26 protein-coding genes are annotated in these 24,479 nt (G+C 66.8%); 13 read left to right on the top strand and 13 right to left on the bottom strand.

Annotated elements, in window-relative coordinates:
- Nucleotides 1–23 precede the first annotated feature (23 nt).
- Entirely contained in the window at nucleotides 24–2,555 is a 2,532-nt protein-coding gene (gene otsB, locus JWQ81_RS23315; RefSeq protein ID WP_297544625.1) for a trehalose-phosphatase, read from the top strand.
- Here the strand turns inward: otsB and JWQ81_RS23320 are convergent.
- From JWQ81_RS23320 to JWQ81_RS23365, 10 genes are all read right to left on the bottom strand, one after another.
- On the bottom strand, nucleotides 2,552–2,857 hold the full coding sequence (locus JWQ81_RS23320; RefSeq protein ID WP_297544626.1) for a hypothetical protein: 306 nt from the start codon (nucleotides 2,855–2,857) through the stop codon (nucleotides 2,552–2,554). The two genes, otsB and JWQ81_RS23320, sit on opposite strands and share 4 nt — an antisense overlap.
- Before the next feature lie 153 nt (nucleotides 2,858–3,010).
- The gene (locus JWQ81_RS23325; RefSeq protein ID WP_297544627.1) at nucleotides 3,011–3,409 is read right to left on the bottom strand and encodes a DUF6188 family protein; all 399 of its coding nucleotides are present in this window, start codon (nucleotides 3,407–3,409) and stop codon (nucleotides 3,011–3,013) included.
- Nucleotides 3,406–3,597 (bottom strand): DUF397 domain-containing protein, encoded by a 192-nt coding sequence (locus JWQ81_RS23330; protein ID WP_297544628.1) that lies wholly within the window; start codon nucleotides 3,595–3,597, stop codon nucleotides 3,406–3,408. Before JWQ81_RS23330 ends, JWQ81_RS23325 begins: the two co-directional genes overlap by 4 nt.
- A gap of 13 nt (nucleotides 3,598–3,610) precedes the next feature.
- Complete coding sequence (locus JWQ81_RS23335) at nucleotides 3,611–4,429, bottom strand: helix-turn-helix transcriptional regulator (RefSeq protein ID WP_297544629.1); 819 nt, start codon at nucleotides 4,427–4,429, stop codon at nucleotides 3,611–3,613.
- Nucleotides 4,430–4,531: 102 nt separating this feature from the next.
- Nucleotides 4,532–6,421, bottom strand: a complete 1,890-nt coding sequence (locus tag JWQ81_RS23340; RefSeq protein WP_297544630.1) for an AbfB domain-containing protein — start codon at nucleotides 6,419–6,421, stop codon at nucleotides 4,532–4,534.
- 67 nt (nucleotides 6,422–6,488) lie between these two features.
- Nucleotides 6,489–6,782 (bottom strand): hypothetical protein, encoded by a 294-nt coding sequence (locus tag JWQ81_RS23345; protein WP_297544631.1) that lies wholly within the window; start codon nucleotides 6,780–6,782, stop codon nucleotides 6,489–6,491.
- Between the two features lie 50 nt (nucleotides 6,783–6,832).
- Complete coding sequence (locus JWQ81_RS23350; protein WP_297544632.1) at nucleotides 6,833–7,231, bottom strand: hypothetical protein; 399 nt, start codon at nucleotides 7,229–7,231, stop codon at nucleotides 6,833–6,835.
- Between the two features lie 146 nt (nucleotides 7,232–7,377).
- Nucleotides 7,378–8,046 (bottom strand): C39 family peptidase, encoded by a 669-nt coding sequence (locus tag JWQ81_RS23355; protein WP_297544633.1) that lies wholly within the window; start codon nucleotides 8,044–8,046, stop codon nucleotides 7,378–7,380.
- Nucleotides 8,047–8,214: 168 nt separating this feature from the next.
- Entirely contained in the window at nucleotides 8,215–9,576 is a 1,362-nt protein-coding gene (gene radA, locus JWQ81_RS23360) for a DNA repair protein RadA (RefSeq protein ID WP_297544634.1), read from the bottom strand.
- A gap of 36 nt (nucleotides 9,577–9,612) precedes the next feature.
- Nucleotides 9,613–10,299, bottom strand: a complete 687-nt coding sequence (locus JWQ81_RS23365) for a hypothetical protein (protein WP_297544635.1) — start codon at nucleotides 10,297–10,299, stop codon at nucleotides 9,613–9,615.
- Nucleotides 10,300–10,619: 320 nt separating this feature from the next.
- On the opposite strand from JWQ81_RS23365, the gene JWQ81_RS23370 reads away from it, so the two are divergent.
- The 6 genes from JWQ81_RS23370 (at nucleotide 10,620) to rlmB (ending at nucleotide 15,516) form a co-directional block, all read left to right on the top strand.
- Nucleotides 10,620–11,111 (top strand): CarD family transcriptional regulator, encoded by a 492-nt coding sequence (locus tag JWQ81_RS23370; RefSeq protein ID WP_297544636.1) that lies wholly within the window; start codon nucleotides 10,620–10,622, stop codon nucleotides 11,109–11,111.
- A 27-nt stretch (nucleotides 11,112–11,138) separates the two neighbouring features.
- A complete protein-coding gene (locus tag JWQ81_RS23375) occupies nucleotides 11,139–11,801 on the top strand; it encodes a 2-C-methyl-D-erythritol 4-phosphate cytidylyltransferase (protein ID WP_297544637.1) in 663 nt (220 codons plus the stop codon).
- The gene (ispF, locus tag JWQ81_RS23380; RefSeq protein WP_297544638.1) at nucleotides 11,798–12,289 is read left to right on the top strand and encodes a 2-C-methyl-D-erythritol 2,4-cyclodiphosphate synthase; all 492 of its coding nucleotides are present in this window, start codon (nucleotides 11,798–11,800) and stop codon (nucleotides 12,287–12,289) included. The genes JWQ81_RS23375 and ispF overlap by 4 nt, the downstream gene beginning before the upstream one ends.
- 71 nt (nucleotides 12,290–12,360) lie before the next feature.
- Complete coding sequence (locus tag JWQ81_RS23385) at nucleotides 12,361–13,047, top strand: HAD family hydrolase (RefSeq protein ID WP_297544639.1); 687 nt, start codon at nucleotides 12,361–12,363, stop codon at nucleotides 13,045–13,047.
- A gap of 51 nt (nucleotides 13,048–13,098) precedes the next feature.
- Nucleotides 13,099–14,490 (top strand): cysteine--tRNA ligase, encoded by a 1,392-nt coding sequence (gene cysS, locus JWQ81_RS23390; protein ID WP_297544640.1) that lies wholly within the window; start codon nucleotides 13,099–13,101, stop codon nucleotides 14,488–14,490.
- A 72-nt stretch (nucleotides 14,491–14,562) separates the two neighbouring features.
- On the top strand, nucleotides 14,563–15,516 hold the full coding sequence (gene rlmB, locus JWQ81_RS23395) for a 23S rRNA (guanosine(2251)-2'-O)-methyltransferase RlmB (protein ID WP_297544641.1): 954 nt from the start codon (nucleotides 14,563–14,565) through the stop codon (nucleotides 15,514–15,516).
- Between the two features lie 89 nt (nucleotides 15,517–15,605).
- Here the strand turns inward: rlmB and JWQ81_RS23400 are convergent, their stop codons facing one another.
- A complete protein-coding gene (locus JWQ81_RS23400; RefSeq protein WP_297544642.1) occupies nucleotides 15,606–16,115 on the bottom strand; it encodes a hypothetical protein in 510 nt (169 codons plus the stop codon).
- A gap of 111 nt (nucleotides 16,116–16,226) precedes the next feature.
- On the opposite strand from JWQ81_RS23400, the gene JWQ81_RS23405 reads away from it, so the two are divergent.
- Nucleotides 16,227–17,660, top strand: coding sequence for an MBOAT family protein (locus JWQ81_RS23405; protein WP_297544666.1), 1,434 nt, complete (start codon nucleotides 16,227–16,229; stop codon nucleotides 17,658–17,660).
- A gap of 127 nt (nucleotides 17,661–17,787) precedes the next feature.
- Here JWQ81_RS23405 and JWQ81_RS23410 read toward each other — a convergent pair whose 3' ends face one another.
- Nucleotides 17,788–18,285 (bottom strand): nucleotidyltransferase domain-containing protein, encoded by a 498-nt coding sequence (locus JWQ81_RS23410; protein ID WP_366942329.1) that lies wholly within the window; start codon nucleotides 18,283–18,285, stop codon nucleotides 17,788–17,790.
- Between the two features lie 263 nt (nucleotides 18,286–18,548).
- On the opposite strand from JWQ81_RS23410, the gene JWQ81_RS23415 reads away from it, so the two are divergent.
- The 3 genes from JWQ81_RS23415 (at nucleotide 18,549) to JWQ81_RS23425 (ending at nucleotide 20,888) form a co-directional block, all read left to right on the top strand.
- Nucleotides 18,549–19,487: a hypothetical protein gene (locus JWQ81_RS23415; protein ID WP_297544667.1), complete on the top strand. Its 939-nt coding sequence runs from the start codon at nucleotides 18,549–18,551 to the stop codon at nucleotides 19,485–19,487.
- Nucleotides 19,488–19,492: 5 nt separating this feature from the next.
- Nucleotides 19,493–20,146, top strand: a complete 654-nt coding sequence (locus JWQ81_RS23420) for a hypothetical protein (RefSeq protein WP_297544643.1) — start codon at nucleotides 19,493–19,495, stop codon at nucleotides 20,144–20,146.
- A gap of 67 nt (nucleotides 20,147–20,213) precedes the next feature.
- Nucleotides 20,214–20,888 (top strand): HD family phosphohydrolase, encoded by a 675-nt coding sequence (locus JWQ81_RS23425; RefSeq protein ID WP_297544644.1) that lies wholly within the window; start codon nucleotides 20,214–20,216, stop codon nucleotides 20,886–20,888.
- Between the two features lie 99 nt (nucleotides 20,889–20,987).
- On the opposite strand, the gene JWQ81_RS23430 is transcribed toward JWQ81_RS23425, so the two are convergent.
- Nucleotides 20,988–21,809, bottom strand: coding sequence for a hypothetical protein (locus JWQ81_RS23430; RefSeq protein WP_297544645.1), 822 nt, complete (start codon nucleotides 21,807–21,809; stop codon nucleotides 20,988–20,990).
- Nucleotides 21,810–21,929: 120 nt separating this feature from the next.
- Here JWQ81_RS23430 and JWQ81_RS23435 point away from each other — a divergent pair, with 120 nt between their 5' ends.
- Both JWQ81_RS23435 and JWQ81_RS23440 read left to right on the top strand, forming a co-directional pair.
- On the top strand, nucleotides 21,930–23,159 hold the full coding sequence (locus JWQ81_RS23435) for a DUF445 family protein (protein ID WP_297544646.1): 1,230 nt from the start codon (nucleotides 21,930–21,932) through the stop codon (nucleotides 23,157–23,159).
- 118 nt (nucleotides 23,160–23,277) lie between these two features.
- Nucleotides 23,278–24,453 (top strand): DUF445 family protein, encoded by a 1,176-nt coding sequence (locus tag JWQ81_RS23440; RefSeq protein ID WP_297544668.1) that lies wholly within the window; start codon nucleotides 23,278–23,280, stop codon nucleotides 24,451–24,453.
- The last annotated feature ends 26 nt before the right edge of the window (nucleotides 24,454–24,479 follow it).

A 24,479-nucleotide genomic window follows, 5' to 3' on the forward strand; every position in this document is an offset into this window, starting at 1 on the left:
CTGCAATCGGCTCCTGAGGAGGAGTGTTGACCGCCGAGGCATTGCCCGCCGAGCTGCGGCGCGCGATCGTTCAGATCGCCAGGACGCCACGGCTGCTGGTCGCTTGCGACTACGACGGCACGCTGGCCCCGATCACGGCGAACCCGGACGAAGCCCGCCCGCTCCCCGAATCGGTAGGCGCACTGAGGTCCCTAGCGGGCCTGCACGAGACCACGACGGCGGTGATCTCCGGGCGCGCGCTGCGCGACCTGGCCACCCTGTCCAGACTTCCGTCCGAAGTGAACCTGGTCGGGAGCCACGGCTCCGAATTCGACATCGGGTTCATCCACGCGCTCGACGAGGACGCGAGAAAGCTGCACCGCAAGCTCGAAGCCGAGCTGGAACAGCTCGTCCTCGACGTCCCCGGGGTGTCCCTCGAGGTCAAGCCGGCGAGCATCGCGGTGCACGTCCGGCGCGCCGAGCACGCGGCCGGCCGCAAGGTCCTCGCCGACGTCCATAATGGACCGTCTACTTGGGAAGGCGTGTCGACCACCGACGGCAAGGAGGTGGTCGAGCTCGCCGTGGTCCAGACGGACAAGGGGAACGCGCTCGACACCCTGCGCCACCAGGCCGGCGCGACCGCGGCGATCTTCCTCGGCGACGACGTCACCGACGAGAAGGCGTTCGCCCGGCTGTCCGGACCGGACCTCGGCGTCAAGGTCGGCGAAGGGGAAACCCTTGCCGAGTACCGGGTTCCGGACACCATCGACGTCGCGCTGGTCCTCGCGTTCATCCTCGAAGAGCGGCGCGCCTGGCTCTACGGCGAGCAGGCTCCGCCCATCGAGCGGCTGTCCATGCTGGCCAACGAGCGGTCTGTCGCGCTGCTGACCCCGGACGCCCGGCTGACCTGGATGTGCCATCCCGGCGCGGACGCGCCGGCGGTGTTCGCCGACCTGCTCGGCGGCATCGGCGCGGGCCACTTCTCCATCAAACCGCACCGCAACGGCCTGCCGCTGGGCCAGCGGTACCTGCCGAACACGATGACGGTCGAGACCCGCTGGTCGAGGCTGCTCGTCACCGACTACATCGAGCCGGAAAGCCCGCCGCACCGCACCGATCTGGTGCGCGTGATCTCCGGCGAGGCCGCCGCGGACGTGGTGTTCGCGCCGCGGCCGGAGTTCGGCGGCGTGCCGGTGCGGCTGGAGCCGGACGGCGACGGCCTGCGCGTGCTCGGCACGTCGGAGCCGTTCGTGCTGCGCGCGCCCGGTGTCGACTGGGAGATCAAGAACGACGGTCTGAACGACACCGCGCACGCGCTCGTCCAGCCGACGCCCGATAAGCCAGTCGTGCTGGAACTACGTTGCGGGACAACGGATCTCAACGAGCACGAGCTGTCCGAAGTGGATCGGCGAGCGCGCGCTGGGGTGTACTGGAGCAACTGGGCGACGACGTTGAAGCTGCCGTCGGTGGCAACGGAGCTCGTCGCGCGCTCGGCGCTGACCCTGCGCGGACTCGTCAACACCGACACCGGCGGCGTGCTCGCGGCGGCGACGTCGTCGCTGCCCGAGGACATCGGCGGCGTCCGCAACTGGGACTACCGCTACTGCTGGATCCGCGACGCGGCGATGACCGTGCGCGAGCTGGCGCACCTCGGGTCGATCAGCGAGGCAGAGGGTTATCTGCGCTGGCTGCACGGGGTGCTCGCCACACTCGCCGGCCCGGAGCGGCTTCACCCGCTGTATACGTTGTCCGGCAGTGTGATCGGCGCCGAAGCGGTGATCGAGTCGCTGCCCGGGTACGCGGGTTCGCGGCCGGTGCGCGTCGGCAACCTGGCGAACCACCAGGTGCAGCTGGACGTGTTCGGCCCGGTCGTCGAGCTGGTCAAGACCCTCGCCGAGGCGCGAGGGGAGCTGCACGACGCCGACTGGCAGATGGTGCGCGCGATGGCCGAGGCCGTTTCTCGTCGCTGGTTCGAGGCGGACCACGGCATCTGGGAAGAGCGGCACGTGCCGCGCCACCGGGTGTACTCGCGCGTGATGTGCTGGGTGACGCTGGACCGGGCCGTCACGCTCGGCGAGGTCTACCACCGGGAGATCCCCGCCGGCTGGACCGAACTGCGCGACGAGATCAAGGCCGACGTGCTCGAGCACGGCTGGAACGACGAGGTCCAGGCGTTCACCACGGCGTACGACGGCACCGATCTCGACGCGGCGTCGCTGTTCGTCGGGCTCACCGGCCTGATCGACCCGAGCGACGACAGGTTCCAGTCGACGGTCACGGCGATCGAAGCCGAGCTGCGCAGCGGCTCGACGGTGTATCGCTACCGGCGTGACGACGGCCTGCCCGGCGGCGAAGGCGGGTTCCACATCTGCGCGGCGTGGCTGATCGAGGCGTACCTGCTCACCGGGCGTCGCAACGAGGCGCAGGAGCTGTTCGACCAGCTCGTCAACGCCGCAGGCCCAACCGGCCTGCTGCCGGAGCAGTACGACCCGATCGCCGAGCGCTCGCTGGGCAACCACCCGCAGGCGTACTCGCACATCGGTCTGATCCGCTGCGCCAACCTGCTGGCGGGCTAACAGCTTGTGGGCGTTGCGGCCGGTTGTAACCGGCCGCAACGCTCACCAGGCTGCTTCCGCCGCGCGAGTCCCACATTGAGCCCGGCGAGTCCCACGCCCAGCAGCGCGAGTCCCACACCCAGCGCACCCCAGCGGCCGAGGGTCCAGGCGATGACGACGTAGGCCACGAACCCGACCGGCAAAGCCGCGAACGGAACGACGTGCCTCCATCGGCTGCGCCCAAACTGCTCGACGACGTACACGCCGAGGATGTAGGCAGCCACCCAGCTGATGACGCCTACCGTGTCGACCCAGACTCGCATGTCGCTTCCCCCAGAAAACCTCGGGCGACACGAGCGCGAGTGACGCGGCTAAGTCGGTCGCGAGCTGCGAACAGAGGGAGAAGTCCCACTCCCACTTCGGGTCGACACCGACGCCGACCGCGCGCGTCGGACGGTCCAGCCGGACCAGAAACGTCACCAGACGGCCAACTCTCCGCCGGGAACGGACATGAAACGCCGACCGCCTTCGCCGACGATGCCCCAAGCCTCGTACTTCCGCGACGGAGCCACCGTGACCAGGTCGCCGGTGACGAACTCCAGCTCGAGACGTCCGTCCTTGAAGGCGTCCAACCGCTTGACGTCGAGCCGAAGCAGCCGCAGCAACGGCGCAAGGAGCGCTGGATCCCCCTCCGGATCGACCTCATGCCTGTCACCGGCCGGATCGGTGAGAACCAGGGACTCCTCGACACGGAGTTCCAGCCTGTCCGCGTTGATTCCGACGACGAAAGTCACTGCGAAGTCGAACCTCAGGCTGTCCAGAACGAGCGGCTCGTCCAGCAATGACCAGTGCTCGGGGTGCTCCGAAACGGTCACCGGCAGGCGGCGAGTAGCCCGGACCACGAGGACGGCGACATCAGCAGCGCGCCCGCAGCAGGGCTTTTGGAGTCCCGCACCGCAACAGCCGGAGCTACGAAGGCGACCTCGACACAAGCGCTGCCTTCGCCACTGCCGCTGTAGCTGCTCTTGATCCACCGCGCTCCGGAAAGGTCCACAGTGGACATCAAATTCCTCCAGTCAGAGCCGCTCGATCAACGCGATCGAGTCGGCCTGATCCAGTGCCCGATCAGCGAGATCCTTGAAGGCCATTCTAGCAGCGGAAACCTCTGCCTCCTTCTCGACGTGAACGGATCCGAAGACATGCTCGACGTAGGCAACATCCGGTTCTTCGTCATCGGGGAACGACGCAACGATCAAGTTTCCGAATTGCCCTGGGTAGGCACCGATCGACTCCGCTACCACCTGAATAGTCACGTTCTGCAGGCTCGACTGGTTCACGAGGTGCCGCAACTGCTCCTGGTGTGCCTCACCTGTGAGTACTGCTCTGCACAACGCACCTTCGTCGACGATCACGTGAAGCCGCAAGATCGGTTCTTCGACCAATCGACGTTGCCTTCGCAGTCGAACCGCGACGGCGTTTTCCAACTTCTGCCCCGCCAACGGCCGACGGTCGGACGTGAAGACCTCGCGCATGTAGGCCTCGGTCTGCAAGAGCCCGGGTACGTATCCGAACTGGAACTCCCGCACCAGGCTCGCCTCGGCCTCGATCGGCAGGAAGCCCCGGTTGTCGACGCCGTAGTGGAACCACCAGCCGCGTTGCTTGGCACGGTCGTACGCGGCGATGTACTCGTCCCAGTCCGACACGATGAGCCCGTAGCGGTCGAGCAGCGCGCGGAAGCCGTGGTAGTCGGGCAGGTACCCGCCTTCGATCCGCGACATCTTGCTCTTGCTGAAACGCAGACTGTTCCCAGCCTCGTCCTGGGTGAGCCCGACCTGCTCCCGCAGCCGCCGGAGCGCCCGCCCCAACTGCCGCGCGGGCAGGTTCGGCTCACCCATCACCACTCACCCCTCGAGACCACATGCTTACCCATAGTAAGACGAGATTCCCAAGGTGGGAGTTTCACACCCCCCGCGTTGCCGGACGCTCTGGCTTATCGGCTAGACGCGGTAGTCCCAGGTCCGGCCGGTGGCCGGGTCGTGGTCGATGTTGCCGTGCTGGAACGTGCTCCGCCGGAGGTTGCCCGCCGGGGCCTCGTCCGCTGTCGGGTAGCCGAGGTAGGACTTCTCCCAGCCCAGCTCCTCCCAGCGCCCGCAGATCGCGCCGTAGACCAGGTGCGCGCCGGTCGTCGGGCTGTAGTAGATGGACGCACCGCTCTGGAAGTGGTTGAACGAGCCGATCCCGTCCGGCGCACCGGTCGAGTCCTGGGTCGGCAGCAGCCACCTGTACTCGCCGACGGACTTGTACTTGTCCAGGATCGGACCCCAGACCGAGTGCACGTCGGTGGCCGCGCTCCAGTAGACGCGCGCGTTGTCGAAGTCGCGGTACCGCACCGGCGAGCCGTTGACACCGTTGGCGTCATAGACCTCGTCGGCCTTCGGGTTGCCGACGAACGCGCGGAACGCGTCGTCGTTGTACCAGCGCGAGATGATCGCCGTCGAGACCTTCGGGTTCGGGTCGGCGACCGTCCACGTCGAGTCCTCTTTGTACAGTCGGTCGGCGTCGAACACGTTCTGCTCGGAGTTGTTCGCCGCGTAGACCTGAGCACCGTAGTGGCGCAGGAACCGGCCGGGCTGGGCCTTCGACTCGAGCGAGACCCCGCCGCCGTTGTTGCCGGCGTGCGCGCACCACGTGGCGTCGTTCTTGAACTGCGCGGTGCCATCGTTCGCGTCGAGCGCCACGTGGAGACCGCTCTGGCGTAGGTAGCTGCCCGCGAACTGGGCCGACTCGAGCGAGAAGCAGTTCGGGTCGGCGAGTCCGTCGTCGACCTTCCAGGTCGCGGAGGCGAGCGCGACGGTACCACTGGTGCCGGCGTCGCCGGGGGTGATCCACGCGGTGCCGCCCGCGCTGCTGACGTACCAGGCCTTGAGCCCCGGCGTCGTGGCCCGGATGGACTGCTCGGAGACGGCGTACTGACCGTCCTTCAGGAACGCCGCGACGTCGTCGTTGGAGCCGGCGAGTGCGGCCGCAGCGGCAGCGGCGAGACGCGGGCGCATGAGCCCGTGCTCGGCCTTCGCCTTGATCTCACCGGTGATCCGGCGGTCCTCGGCAGCCTTCTTGGCCTTCGCGATGTCGACGTCGCGCTTGTCGGCGGCGAAGATCCCGGTGGCGATGTAAGCCTTCCAGTCAGCCGGGTTGGTGCTGTTCAACGCGGTCTGCGCGGCCGTGGCGACCTCGCTGCCCGGGGTGGCCTTCTCCAGCAGCTTGCGGATGAAGAAGTCGTCCGGCAGGTCGAGCATGGCGTCCGTGGTCGTCAGCAGGACGACCGTGGCCGCGTTCGCCCGCGCGTTGCGGGCGGCGATACGCGCCTTCTCTTCCTCACTCTTGGCCTGGTCGGCCGCGATGGCGTCCTGCTGGTCCTGCCGCTTGGCGGCGAGCAGACCGTTGCTGAGGAAGATCTTCTGGTCCGGCTCCCCCGCGCCGAACGCGTCGAGCGCAGCGGCCTTCGCCTTCGGGTAGCCGGTGATGAAGCGGTAGAGGTCGTAGATGAAGTCGCGGTAGCCGAGGTCGAGCTGCTGGTCGGTGACCGGCATCGCCATCAGCGCCGACGCGGACTGCTTCAGCTTCCGAGCCTGGTCGCGTTCGAGCTTCGCCAGCGCGTAGTTGTCCTTGTCGCGTTTGTCGAGATCGAAGACGCTGGTGCGGACGAACAGTGTGGACGCCGCGGCGCCGTCACGGTAAGCCTGCAACGCGGCGGCCTTGACCAGCGGGCTCTTCACGTCGTCGACGGTGTCGAAGATCTTGAAGACGAAGTCGCGGTCCGGCAGGATCAGCCAGCTGTCGGTCCAGGTGATCCCGAGGGTGTCTGTTTCTTGACATGACGGATACACCTGTTCTTTCTCTTCCGTACAACCCCAGTAACGAAGACGGCCCCAGCGCCGCTTTCGGCTTTTCCGGTCAGTCCCCGAGAACCCAGAGATACCCGCGTTGACGTTCAATGGTCTCGAAGATCACCCGCAGCGCGGCAATGTCATCCGCCAGTTCCGGACACCTTTCTTGAACTGTCGTCAGTTCCTCGGATATCTTGGACAGCTGCGCGACGTTGAACATCGTGTCCGCGTGCGGGTGGACACCGGCCAGGAGCTCATCCTGCTGGGCTTGGGCAACCACCCGCTCGAACTGCAACGAGACCTCGGTTCCCGCGTACGTCTGCGCGTGGACCTGGTTCCTCAAGTAAACGGAGATACCCACAACGCGCCCCTCTGCTGCAACTCGGTTCCCTGGATTCTAGCCTCTCGCGCCTATTTCGGCACCGCGATGGGCTTGGGAATCGGATACATCGTCATGATGCCGCCGTATTTATCCTGCACCAGCATGTACCAGTTGGTTGGCAGACCGCCAATGCTCCTTGAAACATTCCCAACAGGCCTTCCCGCATCCACAAGACGTTCGAAGTTTCCGTTCTGGTTGGGGCCACGGCAGTCACATTTGTTGGCCTTGTCCACCAGCGCGTCCAAATCGCTCCCAGCGTCGAATACTCCCTTTGTCTCGTCGATGGATTTTCCGCCCGCTACGTGCACATTGAGCACTTTGTCCTCGGACGCGTTGTCAAGCATGGCGTCGACGCAGTTGACGTTGTGCACGAGTACGGCCACACCGATGGCGACGTTCTTGATCGGTGTCCACGACCCGTCTGCCATCAACACCGGTGTGTCCGGCGTGAAGCTGTTGGCACCGCAAGCACTCTTGAGCTTCTGGACGAGCTCACCGGCGGCGTCGATGATCTTCCGACCGGCCGCCGAGCCTTCGAGGAACTTAGTCAGACCACCGGCGATCTGACCGGCACCTAAGCCGAGTACCCCTTCGGCGGGATCAGGGTCGCGAGCTGGTTGAAGGTGAGCCAGTAGATCTGGTTGCCGCCGAAGTTCGCCGGGTCCGCGATCTTGACGGTCATGTCGGAGCTGTCGTACCCGATCACGGTGAAGTAGTGGTAAATCGTGTAGTTCGGGTAACCCGGCGGGTGGTTGTTGGCCGGGGCGACGATGTTCGCGACGATCGCGTAACCATTGTTGACGTCGAGGGTGATGTCCCGCCACAACAAGTCGCGCTGGGCTTGCGTCGGCGGGTCGTTGGGCATGTTCTTCGTTTCGTACCAACCGGTTCCTAGGTCGCTGTTGAGTACGCCGGTGACCTGTCCGATGTAGTCGGTGCCGTTGGTCGTGGTGCCGAGCTGAGAGGCCAAAGTGGACTGACTCGGCAGGTTGGACGTCCGCGCGGACATCGCGATCCGCGTCGCCGCGGGGCCACACCAGTAGCTCGTCACCTGAACCTGGTACGAGATGCCGAGCACAGCGTTGGGTTTGAGGTTTCCGTCGACCTTGGCCGGCGCGGCGAGCGCGTTGACGAAGGCCGGCGCGGGCGCCACGACCTTGGGCGAGGCCTGCGCCAGGCCTGGTAAAGCGAGCAAGCCGGCCATCAAGACGGCCGCGACCGTCAGGAGTTTTCTTCCACGCATGACAGATCCTTCCCCAGTGGTGGCCGGCGGGTAATCACCGCCAGACACCGGAATCGTCACGAAATTCGATAACTATTGCACCAGCCATCCCTGAATGGCCTACGACGAAAGTGCGATTCCCCATGCTTGAACGTGGGACTCGGCGTCGCGAACGTGGGACTCGCGAACTCAGCGGGCGTAGTTGGCGGCGGTGAGGGCGCTGGCGACGTCGCCGACTTCGAGGACGCGGATGCCGTCGGGGAGCTTGCCGGAATCCGGTGGGACGAGGGCGTGGGTGAAGCCGAGCCGTTGCGCCTCGGCCAGCCGCCTGCCGACGCCGGCGACGCGCCGGATCTCGCCGGCCAAGCCGACCTCGCCGACGGACACCAAGCGCGGCGACAACGGGAGGTCCTCGACCGAAGACGCGATCGCAAGCACCACGGCCAGGTCGATCGCGGGCTCCGTGATCTTCATGCCGCCGACCGTGGCTGTGTAGACGTCCTTGTCGCCGAGCTTCAGTCCGCCGCGCTTCTCCAGCACCGCGAGCACCATGCCGACCCGCGCCGAGTCCAGTCCGCTGACCGCGCGCCGCGGCTGGGGCATGTTCGACTGCGCGACGAGCGCCTGCACCTCGCCGAGCAATGGCCGCTTCCCCTCGACGGCGACGGTGATCGCCGTGCCGGACACCGGCTCGCTGGTCCGGCTCATGAACAGCCCGGACGGATCCGGCACCCCAACGATGCCGTCCTCCCGTAGCTCGAAACAGCCGATCTCGTCGGCGGCGCCGAAGCGGTTCTTCACCCCACGAAGCAGCCTCAACGTCGAGTGCTTGTCCCCCTCGAACTGCAGCACGACATCGACCAGGTGCTCCAGCACCCGCGGCCCGGCGACCGAGCCGTCCTTCGTCACGTGCCCGACCAGCACGACCGGCAGCCCGCGCTCCTTGGCCATCGCGATCAGGCCCGCGGCCACCGCACGTACCTGCGTGACCCCGCCGGGCGCGCCCTCGACCAATGGTGAAGCCATGGTCTGCACGGAATCGACGATCAGCACCCCGGGCTGGACGGCGTCGACGTGGCCGAAAATGGACGCGAGGTCGCTCTCCGCGGCCAAGTACATGTCGTCATGGACGTTGCCGGTGCGCTCGGCGCGCAGCCGAACCTGCCCCGCGGACTCCTCGCCTGTCACATACAGCGACCGACTGGTCGTCAGGGCCCACTGATAGGCGACTTCGAGCAGCAACGTCGACTTGCCGACCCCCGGCTCGCCGGCCAGCAGGATCACCGCGCCGGGGACCAGCCCGCCGCCGAGCACCCTGTCCAGCTCGGATACACCCGTCGCCTTCGCGCGGGCCGTCTCGATGTCGACCTCGCCGATCGGCCTGGCGGGCGACGAAGGCGCCCCGGCCGCCACCCTGGCTATCGCCGGGCGGGAGTCACCGCGTTCCTCGAGCGTTCCCCAGGCCTGGCACTCGGGACAGCGACCGACCCACTTGGCCGCCTCGTACCCGCACTCGCCGCAGCGGTACGAGGAAAGCACCTTTTTGACCACCAGCAGAGGCTAGCCGCGAGGTCCGACAATTCCCGCTTACGAAGCCGCGGCGGTCGGCGCGGCGATCGGCATGGCCACGGTGACCGGGCCGGCGTCGCGGAAGGTGAAGACGACGTTGATCGTCTGACCGGACCACACCGCCTGCTTGAGCCCCTGCAGCACGACCGTGGCCTTGCCGACGGTGATCGGCGCGGCGCTGATCGACGACGCCGGAGAAGAAGAAGGAGAAGTCGCGGACGAGCTGTCCGAGGACGAGGACGACGTGCCGGTGCCCGGGGTGGTCGGCGTGGTCGACGGCGCAGCCAGAGTGGTCGACGGTGCCACCGGCGCGTTCGAGTCACCGGTCGCCTCGGGCTGGTCCACCGGGCCGATGACGAGCGTGTGCCCGGCGACGATCACGTTGGAGCCGGTCACGGTGGCGCTATCGGCGGCCGGGGAGGACACCGAGAGCAGCTCGTCGTCCTGGGCGCCCTGGTTGATGATCCGCAGTGTCAGCGACGCCGGGGAACCGGCCGTGTAAGCCTGCCCGGTCGGCGGGAACTCCAGCGCGGCATCTCGCAGCACCAGGGTCTTGACCTGCGCATACGCGCCGTTCACCGCGGGCTGCTGGGTGGCCGTCTGAGTGATCTGGCCTGCCCCGCAACCGGCGAGCAGCAGTGCTGCTCCAGCGGTCAGCGCGACCATCCCGGTAGAGCCGAGCACGCGACGATTCTGCAGCCTCACGTCCGAGTCCTTCCCAGCTTGTCGCCTCAACACCGCGAAGACTAGCCGGGCGCCTCGCCCACGGGAGAACCTGGTGTGGGTTGGGCGCGCCGCCCCAGGCCGGGCCCGGCGAAGATCAACGCGAGATCCACCGTCCATAGTGGATTTGCGATTATTCGCGAACCAGTTTGCCGTCACCTGCATGAGCATGGGAAACGCACGTTTGTCAACCCCCGTCCGCCGTGACAAAGGGCCGCTGACCTGCGACGACGGATCCGGGCCGGTAGGTGCCCCCGCGCGCGTCGTGCTAAGATGGCGTTAGCGAAAGGGGCAGAGGACACATGGTTTTCAAGGTCGGAGAGACCGTCGTCTACCCGCACCACGGTGCCGCACTCATCGAGGCCATCGAAACCCGCGTGATCAAGGGCGAGGAAAAGAAGTACCTCGTCCTCAAAGTCGCGCAAGGGGATCTCACGGTTCGAGTGCCCGCTGACAACGCTGAGATCGTAGGCGTTCGTGACGTGGTCGGGCAAGAAGGACTGGACAAGGTTTTCGACGTACTGCGTGCTCCCCACACCGAAGAGCCCACGAACTGGTCTCGTCGGTACAAGGCCAACCTCGAGAAACTCGCCTCCGGCGATGTGAACAAGGTGGCTGAAGTGGTGCGCGACCTTTGGCGGCGAGAGAAGGACCGCGGCCTGTCCGCGGGCGAGAAGCGCATGCTGGCCAAGGCTCGGCAGATCCTGGTCAGCGAACTCGCACTCGCCGAAGGAACAGACGAGGACAAGGCTGGAGTCCTCCTCGACGAGGTTCTGGAAACCGCGGCGGTCTGACCCCGGGAAAGGGATTCGTCCACGACGATGAACGTCGTCGCGTTCGTTACCGCTGCCGATCGTGCCCCTGGTGAGCTCGACGTACTTTCACCGGTACATGGTCAAACGCTCCTGACGCACGCCGTGCGGGGGCTGCTCGACGCCGGATACGTGGATCTGGTGGTCGTGGTGGCTCCCCCGCGGCGCGCTGTCATGTTCACCGCCGCGCTGCGGGAGCTCGGCGCACGCGGCGACGCCTGCCGGGTGGTGGAAGCAGCATCCCTCTGGCTTGCGATCGAAGCCACCGAAATTCCCGAAATCACCGTTGCCGCCTTTGATGTCGCTCTGGTCCACGACGGCGACCGGGCGTTCACGCCGCCGTCGGTGGTCCGGACCGTCGTCGACGCCGTCCGCGCCGGGGCGCCCGCGGTCGTCCCCGTCCTGCCGATGGCAGACACCGTGAAGCTCGTCGACGAAACCGGCGTGATTGTCGCCACTCAAGACCGCGAGCTCCTGCGAACCGCTCAGACCCCGCTCGGCTTCACACCTGCCGCGCTGCGGGCCGCCGTCGAAACCGGCGAAGTGGACCTCACCACCCTCGAAATGCGGGTCGTCGAAGGCCATCCCAACGCGATGCGCGTCACCACCCCGTTCGGCCTAGTGCTGGCCGACGCCGTCCTGGCGGCGAAGGAAGACGAGAAAAGCCTGTGAGAGTCGGTAACGGCGTCGATGTTCACCCGATCGAGCCAGGTCGGGTGTGCTGGATGGCGGGCCTCGAGTGGCCCGGCGTCGACGGCTGCGCCGGGCACTCCGACGGCGACGTCGCGGCACACGCGCTGTGTGACGCGCTGCTCTCCGCCGCCGGGCTCGGCGACCTCGGCTCGGTCTTCGGCACCGGCGACCCGCGCATGGTGGGCGCCCACGGCGCCGAGATGCTCGCCGAGGTCCGGGGCCTGCTCGAAGCCGCCGGTTGGCGGGTCGGCAACGCGACCGTGCAGATCGTCGGCAACGCGCCCCGCATCGGCACCCGCCGCGAAGAGGCCCAACGTGTGCTCAGCGAGGCCGTCGGCGGCCCGGTCAGCGTCTCCGGCACGACGTCGGACGGACTCGGCCTGACCGGCCGAGGCGAGGGCGTCGCGGCGATCGCGACGGCACTGCTCCTGACTCGTGAGCGTTCCAACCGGCTAGAACCGGCCTGAACACTCACGAGTAGATGGTTTAAACCACTTAGCTCCCCAGTGACCGGTAACTCCACGCTAGAATTGGGCAAGTGACGATACGGGCTGTGCTGTTCGACTTCTCCGGTACCTTGTTCCGCCTCGAGCAGGATGAATCCTGGCTGGCCGACCTCACCGACCACGGCGGGGACAGGCTCGACTTCGAGGCCCAGACCGAACTGATGCGACGGATGACCGCCCCCGTCGGCCAAGTGGTCGACCTCGACGACGAACACCGGCACGCCTGGGAGAACCGCGACCTCGACCCCGGCCTGCACAAGAAGGTCTACCTCGAGGTCCTCAAACAGTCGGGGGTGCCCCGTGCCGAGCAGGCGCGCGCGCTCTACGACCGGCTGATCACGCCGACGCAGTGGACGCCGTACCCGGACACCGAGGCCGCGCTCAAGGGGCCGTCCGGCCGGGGGCTGCGCGTCGGGGTGCTGAGCAACATCGCGTTCGACATCCGGCCGGCGTTCGCGTCGCGCGGCTGGGACGCCTACGTCGACGCGTTCGTCCTCTCGTTCGAGGAGGGCGTGATCAAACCCGACCCGGCGATCTTCCAGATCGCCGTCGACCGGCTCGGCGTGCCCGCCGAAGATACGCTGATGGTGGGTGACAGCGAGGAGGCCGACGGCGGCGCCAGGGCCCTGGGCTGCGCGTTCGCCCTGGTCGACCCACTGCCGACCACCGGCCGCCCCGATGCCCTCCTGGCGGCGCTGCGAGCACACGGCGTCGGCTAGCATGCGGGCTCCGGTGAGCCATCGCTCACGCGGTACCCGTACCCTTTCCGGGTGGTCTTACACCTCTTCGACACGGCGACGCGCAGCTCGCGGGAGTTCCATCCCGCGCAGAGTGGAACGGCGTCCATCTACGTGTGTGGGGCCACCGTGCAGGGCATCCCCCATATCGGGCACGTCCGGGGTGCGCTGAACTACGACGTTCTCCGGCGCTGGCTTGTCCACAATGGACTCGACGTGCGGCTCGTCCGCAACGTCACGGACATCGACGACAAGATCCTCGCCAAAGCCGCCGACGCCGATCGGCCGTGGTGGGAGTGGGCCGCGACACACGAGCGCGCCTTCGAGGACGCCTACGAGGCGCTCGGCTGCCTGGCGCCGTCGATCGCGCCGCGCGCGACCGGGCATGTCACCCAGATGGTCGACTTGATGCAGCGGCTGATCGACAGCGGCCACGCGTACGCCGCCGACGGTGACGTCTACTTCTCCGTCGAGTCGTTCCGCGCGTACGGCGAACTGTCCGGCCACCGGCTCGACGAGGTCCAGCAGGGCGAGACCCCGACCAGGGGCAAGCGCGACCCGCGCGACTTCACGCTGTGGAAGAGCACGAAGCCCGGCGAGCCGTCCTGGCCGACGCCGTGGGGCGACGGCAGGCCCGGCTGGCACCTCGAGTGCTCCGCGATGGCGACGGCGTACCTCGGCAGCGAGTTCGACATCCACGGCGGCGGCGTCGACCTGGTTTTCCCGCACCATGAGAACGAGCGCGCGCAGTCCAACGCCGTCGGCGACCCGTTCGCCCGGTTCTGGCTGCACAACGCCTGGGTGACGCTGTCCGGCGAGAAAATGTCGAAGTCGCTCGGCAATACTGTGTCGATCCCGGAGATGCTGCGGAAGTACCGCGCGCCGGAGCTGCGGTACTACCTCATCCAACCGCACTACCGGTCGACGATCGAGTACTCCGACGGCGCGGTCACCGAGGCCGCGCAGGCCTACCAGCGGATCGAGCAGTTCCTCCGCCGCGTGGCCGCCATCGTCGGCGACGTCCACGTCGGCACCATCCGGAGAGAGTTCGCGGCCGCGCTGGACGAAGACCTCGCCACCCCTCAGGCCTTCGCAGTGCTGCACAACACGGTCCGCGAAGGTAACGCCGCGCTCGACGCGGCCGACACTAAAGGGGCACTCGAAATCGCCGCGTCGGTGCGCGCGATGACGGCCGTGCTCGGGCTGGACCCGCTTTCGGAGCGCTGGGCGGAGACGTCCACTGGGCAGACACCCACCCGGCAGGCGCTGACCGACCTGGTCGAAGGCCTGCTCAAGGAGCGCCAACTGGCACGAGCCGAGCGGGATTTCGCCCGCTCGGACGCCGTGCGTGACCGCCTCGCCGAGGCGGGCATCGCGGTGGAGGACACCCCCCAAGGTCCGATGTGGACGGTGCGGGACGCCTAGCGGGGCGCGGGCAGACAGGCGTGGCAGCAGCCGCGCACGGCTTCACACCAACACAGTTAGAGACTGATAGACATGGCAGGCAATTCCCGGCGTCAAGGCGCGATCCGCAAGGTCGGCACGAAGAAGGGCCCGGTTGTCGGCTCCGGCGGCCAGCGGCGCGCGGCGCTCGAAGGCAGGGGTCCGACGCCCAAGGCGGAGGACCGGCCGAACCACAAGAACTACCGGAAGCCGGGCGCCGACAAGCGCGACCAGTCACGGACCAAGAAGGCCGAGCGGCCCGAGCTGATCGCCGGCCGCAACCCGGTCGTCGAGGCGCTACGCGCCGCGATTCCGGCGACCGCGCTGTACGTCGCGATCAACATCGAGGCCGACGACCGCGTGACCGACGCGGTCCGCATGGCCGCGGACCGGGGCATCTCGATCCTGGAGATCCCGCGCGAGGAGCTCGATCGCAAGACGAACCGCGCGGTGCACCAGGGCCTCGGCCTGCAGGTGCCGCCGTTCGACTACGCCCACCCCGACGAGCTGATGCAGGCCGCCCGTGACTCCGGCGAGCCCGCCCTGTTCGTCGCGCTCGACGGCGTCACCGACCCCCGCAACCTCGGCGCGGTCATCCGCTCCGCGGCCGCGTTCGGCGCACACGGCGTCCTCCTGCAGGAGCGGCGTAGTGCCGGCATGACGGCCGTGGCGTGGCGGACAAGCGCCGGAACGGCCGCGAAGCTGCCGGTCGCGCTGGCCACGAACCTGACGCGTCAGCTCAAGGCGTGGGCCGAGAAGGGCCTGATGATCGTCGGCCTCGACGCCGAGGGCTCGGTCGACATCGACCAGCTCGACGTCGCCACGGACCCGGTCGTCATCGTGCTCGGCGGCGAGGGCAAGGGCCTGACCCGCCTCGTCGGCGAGACCTGCGATGCGACGGTGTCGATTCCGATGGCGCACGGCGTCGAGTCGCTCAACGCCTCCGTCGCCGCGGGCGTCCTGCTGGCCGAGGTGGCACGACGTCGCCGCCTGGCCGGCCGTATGTGACCGCTTCAAAGACCCCTCGGGGCCACCCTCGTGGCGTTCAAGGCCACAGGGGTGGCCCCGAGGGGTCCGCGCACCCAGCGTGACCGCCGCTACGCAGCGTGATACTCCCGCAGGCCGGTGAGCCGTCGGCGGACCTCGGCGTTGGTCGGCAGCGAAGTGCCCGAGACGTAGCGCATGATGCCGTCGCGGGCCGGGTCGTCCGAAGCCTCGACGAAAGTCACCGTCTCGTCGACCCCGGCGCCGAACAGCAGTTCCGAGTCCAGCCCGAACATCGTGTCGAAATTGGCGTTCTTCGCGTTCCACAGCGCGAAGACGTCGTCGAGTCGCGCCCGCTCGGCAACAAGCAGCGCGGCGAGGCACATGCTTTCCGTCAGTGACGCTCCGCGCTGGTGCATCAGCGTCTCCTGAGCGAGCAGGAACACCAGGAAGTCGGCGTCCGTGTCGCCGCAGGCGGCGAACAACTGCCCGAGCGTGCCTGCCCTGGCCTCGGCGTTGGCGTCGATGGAGGAGTCCTCGGGGGACGCGGCGAAGGCGAGCGCGGACCAGCGCTGCCGGTCGTCCCGCCACCAATCCAGTTCAGGCGTCGATGGACCGTTCATCGGCCTTCCCTTCTCTCACCTGTGGCGTTGCCTCCAAGACTCCAACCTTCGACCCGGCTCGGCAACCCCTCGGTTAGGGTCATGACCGCCGATCAAGGGGGCTACACACCGATGTCGTTCATTTCGCCGTTGTTCGTGTGGTACTTCCTGCCGGCGGTTCTGCTCGCCGTGCTGGTATGCCCGCGCAGCTGGCGCAACGGGGTCATCGCGGCCGCGAGCCTGGTCTTCTACGCCACCGGCGCCGGCCCGTACGTGCTGCTCCTGCTGGGCTGCATGCTGGTCAACTTCCTCGCCGGGCCGTTGCTGGAGCCCAACGAGTGGGACATGCGGCAGACGAGACGTCGCCGGATCCTCATCGGCGTCGTCTCCTTCGACGTCGTGATGCTGGTGATCTGGAAGTACGCCGGGTTCGCCACGCAACAGATCGCCGCCATCGCGCATCTGTTCGGCGGCGGTTTCCCGGTGGCGAACCTGGTGCTCCCGATCGGCATCTCGTTCTTCACGTTCCACCATATTTCGTACACCGTCGACATCTACCGCGGCGAACGCCATGCCCTGCGCAACCCGGTCTCGTTCGCCGCGTACATCGCGATGTTCCCCCAGCTGGTGGCCGGCCCGATCGTGCGCTACCGCGAGATCGCCGACCAGCTCCCCCAGCAGCGTCTGCACCGCCTCGACGACATCGCCGCCGGTTTCCCGCGGTTCGCGCTCGGGCTGTGCAAGAAGACGATCATCGCGGACACGCTGAGCCCCATGGTCGAAGCCTGTTTCGCGACGCCTCCGTCCGAGATGACCTTCGGCACCGCCTGGCTCGGCGCGGTCGGGTACACCCTCCAACTGTTCTTCGACTTCTCCGGTTACTCCGACATGGCGATCGGACTCGGCCGCATGTTCGGCTTCCGGCTGCCGGAGAACTTCGCGCGGCCGTACGCCTCGGTGACCATCACCGAGTTCTGGCGCCGCTGGCACATGTCGCTGTCGCGGTGGTTCCGCGACTACGTCTACATCCCGCTCGGCGGCAACCGCGCGGGTACCGGGCACACCTACCGCAACCTCTGCATCGTGTTCGTCCTGACCGGCTTCTGGCACGGCGCGCAGTGGACGTTCCTGATCTGGGGGCTGTTCCACGGCGCGATGCTGATCATCGAGCGCGCGTTCGGGTTCGACACCACGCCGTCCGGCACCGCCGCCCGCATCGCGCGCCGGGCGCTGACCCTGGTGCTGGTGGTGTTCGGCTGGGTGTTCTTCCGGTCGCCCGACCTCGGGCACGCGCTCGGGATGCTCGGCCACATGCTGCTGCCGGACTTCAGCGGCCTCGGCGACGTCGTGGACACGGCGCTCACCAACCAGCGGCTCGTCGTACTTTTGGCGGCGCTGGCGATCTTCGTCCTCCCATCACACCCAGTGACTGGCCCACTGCTGGAATCCTCGCGGAGCAAGCCGGCAACAGCCCTGCGTATCGGGGTCATGACGGTGGGTCTCACCTACTCGGCGATCCTCGTCGCCACCGGCACCTTCAGCCCTTTCCTGTACTACCAGTTCTGAGTTTTTTCGCGCTTAATCGACGATAATTCAGGGCGCGAACCCCGTTTCCGAAAGGGAATTCCGCAGGATTTCCAGCACGTCGTCTAGGGCTCGCACCAAAGTGCCCGGGGTAATCCTCGCGAGGGTGTCATCGATTACCCGCAGCCCCGTCCGGTCCAGCAAAAGTCTTTTCGTTGGTCACCCATTCGCCGCGCACCGCCGCCACGGCGTGCGCGGTCTGGCATGCGGCCGTGGCGATCACTCCGACGACGTCGGTCACATGGCCTCGCTCGGCGTGCGCGCCGCGAGCGTAGTCGAGCGTGACGCATGCGTCGCCCCACCACCGTGCCGGACCGGATTCCCTTAGCGCGTCGGGATAATCCGGCTGCGGCAGGGCGCCGCGCAGGATGCGGTTGACGGCCGGTTCCGCGACCACGAGTAGGTCGGAATGCCCGCCAGGCCAACCAAGTTCGCGCAGGTTCTCCGGGTTGAAAGCACCCCGGTAGTAGACGGCGAAATCCCAGTCGCTGTCCGGCCGATGGGTGCGGGTGGCGCGGGAACCGCCGAGGGTCACGGCCTGAACGTGGTGCGGCCCGGCCAGCCCGGCGGCGACCTGGTCACCAAAGATTTCGTCTTCGGAACGCATACCCCGCAGCCTAAGCCGGTGCCAAGATGGTCAACATCCGATTAAAGATCGTCGTCGCCTTCTGTCACCTTCAGGGCCATCCAGGGTCCCCCAAATTTCTTATTTCCCCGTTCACCCAAGGCGCGTAGAGTAGCTCTCCGCACTCAAACCGATACGTAGCGCACTCGGCTGATCGGGTGACACCAGGAGGTGAGGCTTTGTCCGCGGATGCCAAGCGGCTCCGCAGTAACCCACTGCAAGAGATCTTCTGGACCAGGACCAGCCTGTTACTGCTGATCCTGATCGTGGTCGCGGGTGTCAGCCTGCTGATCTCCAGCGCGATGAGCCCGGGCACCGGGAAAACGCTCGTCAGCGCGCTGGGCACCGGAACCTTGATCTCTGCGGTCGTGGGCTTCGGTCAAACCCTGATCACCGCCACTGCTTCCCAAAAAGCACTCGTCGCACCGGTGATCGAGGAAAGCCGGCGCGCACTGCAGGAGCTCAGCGCCGAATACCGGTCGTTGAACCGGGAATTCTTTCCGACGCATGTCTTCGAGGCCACCACCGATCCGGACCCCGCGTTCAACCGGTTGATGATGGCCGACCTCAACGCGACCAGGCAATGTTTCTTCAGGGGTTTTTCCGCTCGTCACGCGGCCGCGAGACTGCTGCTTTCCCATACCGAGCGCGAACTCCGCGCGGTGATCGCCGATCCGCGCGACGCCAGCGCGATCAGCGGGCGCGCGCGTTATCTGCTCCGCCGGGAGGAGTCAGGCGTCGACTACGAGACCATCCAAAACCGCCTGCACAACGAAATCTGGATCGGCCTGGTCGGGCTGTACCTGGCCAGAAGCCATTGCGCGCAGGTGGACATCACCGTGGTGTCCGACCCGCCGCTGGACCGACTGGAAATGTTCGACGACAGCGTGTGGCTCACGTTGTACAGTGATATCGGCGGCGCAACGACCCTCTATCCGCGAACCCTACGTTTCACCGAAGGCTCGTTCATGTACAACATGGAGCGCGCTGAGTTCCTGCGCGTCTGCAATTCGCGTTCCGGACGGCACTTCCAGATCATGCCCGACTCGACCAGACAGGATTTCCTCGCGCTGTTCGAGAAGATCACCGGTTCCCGATTGTCGGAGGAGCAATTCGGCGAACTCGAAGGTAAATTCCACGCCTTCCGCAGAGAGTTCTCCGCGGTCGCCGAGTTGGGGGGCTGATCGGAATGCCCACCAGGGTATCCGCACTGAAGACATCCGCGCTGAACGCGCTGGCCGAGCGGTTGCGCACGGCCGACTTTCCGCTCGCCGCGGACTGGGAAACCGTCAACGACTGGTTCGGCCGCTGGGCCGCGCTGCCGGAGTTGCGCGCCGAACTCAAGAACCACCTGCACACTTTGGCACCAGCCGAGGCGGCGGCACTGATCAAGGCGTCACGCGAGACGACCACGCATTTTGCCTGGTGCCTGCTCGATTCACCGGACGACGAGTTCTCTTTCTGGCTGCACGAATACAAACCGCAGCGGGACTGGCGGCAGGGATACGCCGATTCCGTGCACAACCACCGCTACCATTTCTGCACCACGCTCCTGCGCGGGCATTACCTGCACGAGCGTTACCACGCGCACCTCGATCCGGATACCGGCCTGATCAGTTCGGTACGGCTGCGTTCGCAGACGCAGTGCGCGACGGGGTCGTCCGGCAGGCTGCTCGCCGACGAGTTCCACCGCATTCCGTCGGCCGGAACCGGGACCATGACTTTCCTGGTCAAGTCACGGGCGGTGACCGAATCCAGTGTTTCCTTCGATCCGGCCACCGGAATCGGGCATCGTCACGTTCCGGTCGAGGTCCGATTGGGGGAACTGGCCGACCGCATTTAGCTACACAGCGGCGTCTGAGCCGCATACCATTACTCCACCCGTCTCACCGCCGGGATCGGAGAGGTGTATGCGCGTCCAGCAGAATTCGGTCGGACAATCGGTCATCGAAGACGTCGAGCAGCGGGTCCGGCAGCTGTGCTGGCGCAATGCCCGCACTCTGCCGTTCCACGGCTGGCACCACGTGAGTTTCGTGCGCACGAAAGCCGTCGGATTCGCCGGCCACAACGGTGCCGACGCCGCGGTCGTGGAGGTGGCGGCGCTGGTTCACGACGTCAACTACCTCGTCCTGCGCAATTCCCCCGCCGCCGCCGGGAAGGACCTGCGGCTCGGCATGCTGGCCGACGCGGGGGTCGACGAGACTGTCGCCCGATGGATCGACGACATCATCGAAGAGGCCGAGATGGCCAGCCGCGGACGGCACATCTCGCTCGAGGCCCAGGCGCTCAGCGACGCGGACACGTTGTTCAAGGCGCTGCCGGTGACGCCGGTCGTGCTCGCCCACAAGTACCTCACGGAGAACGGGCTAAGCCTGCGCGAGCTGGCGGACAAGATCGTCGGCGAGCAGGTCGACGTCCACGACGACGGCTACTACTTCTACAACCCCGAGGCCGCCGCCACCTACTCGCGCTGGGCGACGGCGAACCTCGAACTCTGGCAGTGCATCAAGCAAGCGGTCGACGACCCGAGCGTCGCGGAACTCCTCGACGCCGTCCATGCCGTCGACATCGCCGCCGCCTCCTAACCCCTTACCGCAACTCGCCGTCGAGTTGCGGTAGTTGACGTCCGCAACCATCGCAACTCGCCGTCGAGTTGCGATGGTTGCGGACGTCTCAAAAGTGGCTTACTTGGACTGGGCGGAGTCCGGGGTGGCGGGTACGGCGGGCGCGGCGTCGGGGGTGAGGTGCTTCAGCGCTTCCTGCAGGGCGACGTTCGTGGCCGTCATCCGCTCGGTGACCTTACGACGGAACTCCAGCGCCTGCTTCGCCTGCGCTTCGGCGTCGGACCGGCGCTTCTCGGCGTCGGAGACGATCTTGCCCAGACGGTCCTTCGCCTCGAACTCGGCGCCGGACGCGGCCTTCTCGGCCTCGGCCTTCTTCGCCGCGATGGTGTCCTCGGCCTTCTTGTCCGCGGCCTCGCGACGCTCCTTGGCCTCGGCATCCAGCTTCGCGCGGGCAGCGGCGGCGTCGGCATCAAGGCGTCCGGACTCGGCGCGGGCCGCCGCGATCTCCGCTTCGTGCTCCGCTTGGCGGTCCTTCGCCTCCTTTTCGGCAGCGCGGCGCGTGCTGTGGGCGAACTTGTCCGCGTCGTCGCGGGTGGCCTGCGCGTCCTCTCCGGCCTTGGTCTTGAGCTCGGCGATCTCCTCCTCGGCCAGCTGCATCATCATGCGGACACGCTCGGCCATCGCGCCGGCGCCGGACGGGCTCGCGGTCATCCTGACCAGGCCGGCCTTGGCGTCGGACAGTTCCTGCTGCGCGTAGCTCAACGCCTTCGTGAGCTCGGCCGACGTCGCGACAGCCTCGTCACGGCCGCGCGCGGCGGCCTTAAGGTCATCAGCCAGCCTGGTCAGCCGCTCATCGACCTGGCGCTGGTTGTAGCCGCGGACGGCGATGGCGAAGTGGGAGTCGGTGGGGGCGACGGAATCAACCTTGTCGGGGGCAACCATTCGCCAACTCTAGTGAGTTCAGGTGCCGCAATCCATACCGCCAAACGGCTGCTCGCCCGCCCCGAACGTGGCATGCTGGCCTGTTGACGACGTGTTAGCAACGACGCCTGGAGGTCCGCCTTGAACATCCAGGCCATCCTCACCGACATTTCGGCCCACTGGCACGTCTACGCCACGATGCCGTTCATCGCCGCGCTGATCGGGTACGTGACCAAGCGGGTCGCCATCGAGATGATGTTCAAACCGCTGGAGTTCCGCGGGATCCGGCCGATCTTCGGCTGGCAGGGCATCATCCCGGCGAACGCCCGGCGCATGGCGACCACCGCCGTCGAACTGCTCACCCACCACCTCGTCGACCCGCAGGAGATCTTCTCCCGGCTCGACCCCGAACAGATGGTCGTCGAACTCGAAGAGCCGCTGCTCAAAGCCGTCGAGGAAGTGACCCGCGAGGTGATGGAGCAGTTCCAGCCGCGGTTATGGGAGGTCCTGCCGTCCCAGGCGCAGCGGATGCTGATCAACCAGGTCCGCGCGCAGGCGCCGAAGGTCGTCGGGCGGTTGATGCGCGAGGTGTCGACCAATATCGACGAGGTGCTCGACGTCAACTCGATGCTGATCGAGTGCATGGTTCGGGACAAGGCGCTGACCGTCCGGCTGATCAAGGAGATCGCGCAGCCGGAACTGCGGTTCATCGCGCGCTCGGGGATCTACTTCGGATTCATCATCGGGCTCGTGCAGTTCGTCGCCTGGGCGCTGACGAAGCAGCCGCTGATCATGCCGATCTTCGGCTTCGTCACCGGGTTCGTCACCGACTGGCTCGCCCTGAAGATGATCTTCTACCCGCGCGAGCCGCGCGGTTTCGGGCTCTTCCGCTGGCAGGGCATGTTCCAGAAACGCCGCGAGCAGGTCGCGATGGACTACGGCGCCCTGATCGCCGAAGAGGTACTGACCGTCCGGAACGTGATGGAAGCCGTGCTGACCGGGCCCAAGTCGGACAGGTTGTTCGCGATGATCCAGCGCGAGATCCAGCGGACCATCGACCAGCAGGCCAGCATCGCGAAACCGCTCGTCGCGCTGACCGTCGGCGGCAAGCAGTACCAGGAGATAAAGAAGGCCGCGGCGGCGAAGGCCATCGACTACCTGCCGGAGACCGTGAAACACGTCGAGGGTTACGCCACCGGCGCCCTCGACGTCCGCAACACGATCGTCAGCAAGATGCGGCAACTGACCCCGCTGGAGTTCGAAGGCATTCTGCGGCCGGCGTTCCAGCAGGACGAATGGAAGCTGATCGCCGTCGGCGCGATCATCGGCGGCCTCGTCGGCGAACTACAGGTCCTCCTCATCCTGCACTGAGCACTCCGGATACCGTTGGTACCGGGAGTCTGGTGCCGGGAAGTCACAGTCAGCTCGGGAGGGGCCGGTGGAGGGGATCGTCGCCGACATCGGCACGCACTGGCAGATCTACGCCACCATGCCGTTCGTCGCCGCGCTGATCGGGTACGTCACCAAGCGCGTCGCCATCGAAATGATGTTCCGGCCGGTCGAATTCGTGGGTATCAAACCGTTTCTCGGCTGGCAGGGGGTGCTACCGGCGAACGCGGGCAGGATGGCGAGGACGGCCACCGAAATGCTCACCAGCAACCTGGTGGACCCGAAGGAGATCTTCGCCAGGCTCGATCCGGCACGGGTGGCCAAGGAAATCGAACAACCGCTGCTCCGGATCGTCGAGGACGTCACGCGCGAGGTGATGGAGGAATACCAGCCCAGGCTCTGGGAAGCGCTGCCGAACACCGCGCAGCAGTTGCTCCTGAAACGCGTCCAGGCCGATGCGCCGCGCGCGATCACGAAGATCATGCGCGAGATCTCCGAAAACATCGAGGACGTCCTCGACCTCAAAGAGATGGTCGTGACGAACCTGGTCCGAGACAAAGCGCTGCTCAATCGGTTGATCCGAGACATCTCGCGGCCGGAAATGCGGTTCATCGCGCGCTCCGGAATAGTCTTCGGGTGCTATCTCGGCTGTGTGCAGCTGCTGGTCTGGGCGCTGACGAAATCGCCGATCGTGCTCCCGCTGTTCGGCATCGGAATCGGCTGGTTGACCGACTGGCTGGCCCTGAAAATGATCTTCCTGCCTCGCGAACCGCGGAACTTCCTCGGTTTCTACACCTGGCAGGGCGTGTTCCAAAAACGCCGTCACCAGGTCGCGGCCGACTACGGCGACATGATCGCCCGCGAAATCATCACGATTCCGAACCTGCTCGAAGCGATCCTGCGCGGTCCCAAGTCGGACAAGCTGTTCGGACTGATCACCCGGGAAGTCCAGCGTTCCATCGACCTGCAGGCGAGCGTCGTCAAGCCGTTCGTGGCGGTCGCCGTCGGCACGAGGCGGTTCCAGGAAATGAAGCAGACCGCCGCGGTGAAAGCCGCCGAACGGATACCCGAGACGGTCCGGCACGCCGAGGACTACGCGATCAACGCCCTCGACGTCCGCAACACCATCGTCGACCGCATGCGGCTGCTGAGCCCGATGGAATTCGAGGGCCTGCTGCGGCCCGCTTTCCGGCAGGACGAATGGAAGCTGATCGCCGTCGGTGCGATCATCGGCGGACTGGTCGGGGAACTGCAGGTCCTCCTGCTGCTGCACTGACCCGGCACCGATACCGTTCCGGACAA

This window comes from Amycolatopsis sp., from assembly GCF_025464955.1.
In the GTDB taxonomy this organism is placed as follows: domain Bacteria; phylum Actinomycetota; class Actinomycetes; order Mycobacteriales; family Pseudonocardiaceae; genus Amycolatopsis.